We start from the raw sequence: 1826 nt of genomic DNA on the forward strand, positions 1-1826 counted from the left end.
CAAACCTGAAAGCCGGCTTCTTCTGCTTCCTGTATCAGAGCAGCTTCTGTGAAGCAGCTATTCCACAAATAATAGGATTTTAGATCATGATCTGCTGCAACAATCATTTGTTCCAGTGTGACATTATCCCCATATTTGCAATTTCTATTTAGAACGACATGTTCTTTTTCACGCCAGAATCCGGCACTTTTGAACAGATCCCATGTTTGCCCTTCTTGAAATCCGTTGTATTTTTCCATTGAAAAAACATCAAATAGCAGCTTTCCGCCCGGCTTAAGATGATGATATATCTGCCCCAGAACAATGCGTCTGTTTGCTGCTGACAGTGCACCATAATCGCAGTATATCATTGTTATAAGATCAAAATGTGCACCTAAATTTAATGTCAGGTAATTCTGTTGATAATAGTTGATAACCATGCTTTTTTCTTCTGCTGACTGACGCGCATAGGCTATAGAGCGCCTGGAAAAGTCCACGCCAGTCACCTTGTATCCGCAATTCGCAAACCGCTCGGTATACAGACCGGGACCACAGCCAAGGTCAAGCAGTGAGGGATAGCACTGGGGAGGCAAAATCTCTTTGATCCAGGATACGGATTTTTCTATGAAATCTAATTTTCTGCTTGCCCCGTTAAAGTCCGGGTCCAGGTGCGCTTGCAGCATTTGCTTTGAGATATAGTCATCGTCCCAAAATGCAGCTTCGGTTTCCTGGTAAAGTTCTGGTAATTCTAATAATTTTTGTAATTCGTTAAACATGATAATCTCTCCTTTGAATTTGTGCATAAACAAAAAGCCGCAGAGTTTACTCTGCGGCTAATCCTCGTAAGATGAAGAAAGTTAAGAGTAAAATAAAACCAAACATAAGGTATACAAAATAAGCTGAATTAACAGCTGTCTGTTCCCTATGAAATTGATTTTATCTACTCTTTTCCAGCCACACCCACACCACCGATTATGTGACATCTGGTATGCCGGATTTCCATCACCTTTTCTTTAATTGTTTATAGGGGGATTTTACTTTATTGGGACGGTTTTGTCAACCGTTTTTTCCGAAGATACCAATGGCAATAGCACCAATGATAGGGGGCAGCTGATGGTGGTGGTAGTGGCAGGGCGAAATTGGCAGCACACGACAGCGGGGCAGTGGCGGAGGGATGACTGCGATTACGGAAGCAGGGCGGGAGCAGCAGGGTAGAGGAGGCAGGCGGGTGTAGGTCAGGGTTAGGTCAGGGTTAGCGGTCGGTTACCGGTCATGGTTAACGGTCAGCAAACCACTATAATAGGTTTTAGCTATACAAAAGAATTAAATATAAGTATTTGCTATTATAGACCGCCTCCAATTATACTATATCTGAACAAAGAATCCATTTTAGCCAAAACACAGAATTATACAGGAGGATGCTGCAAAGATAATGATGAATCTAGAGTCCAGAAAAGCTGCTGTACAAAATTTGAAGGATGCAGGGTGCGACCAGGTTACCATTGAGGAATTTCTCATTTATTTTGATAAAAATCAAAAAGAAAAACAGCTGGCATTGCTGGAAAGACACAGAAAATTACTTTTAAATATTGTGCATACGGAAGAGAAGAAGATTTGCTGTCTGGATTACCTGGTGTATCATATAAAAAAATAATGCAAAAGATATATGATTTCGTAAAAGTTAAGGGATAAAGGAGTGCATGGCATTGACAATCAAGAAAAAAATCAGGCTTTCCAATATTATGATGGTTCTGATACCAATATTATTCACGGCAATCGTAATCAACGTCTGTCTCCGCACATCACTTGGAAGTTTCTGGTACACTCTGGAGGCCATGTACAGCGAT

2 protein-coding genes are annotated in these 1826 nt (G+C 41.1%); one reads left to right on the forward strand and one right to left on the reverse strand.

The genetic code is table 11. From position 1 onward, the window contains the following. Positions 1–755, reverse strand: a 755-nt coding sequence (locus tag ACH2DQ_RS20070; protein WP_395028026.1) for a class I SAM-dependent methyltransferase, incomplete at its 3' end; no start/stop codon positions are given. 656 nt (positions 756–1411) lie between these two features. Between ACH2DQ_RS20070 and ACH2DQ_RS20075 the strand changes: the two genes are divergently transcribed. After that, a complete protein-coding gene (locus ACH2DQ_RS20075; RefSeq protein ID WP_394915437.1) occupies positions 1412–1633 on the forward strand; it encodes a hypothetical protein in 222 nt (73 codons plus the stop codon). The last annotated feature ends 193 nt before the right edge of the window (positions 1634–1826 follow it).

The sequence above is a fragment of the Robinsoniella sp. genome, assembly GCF_034124845.1.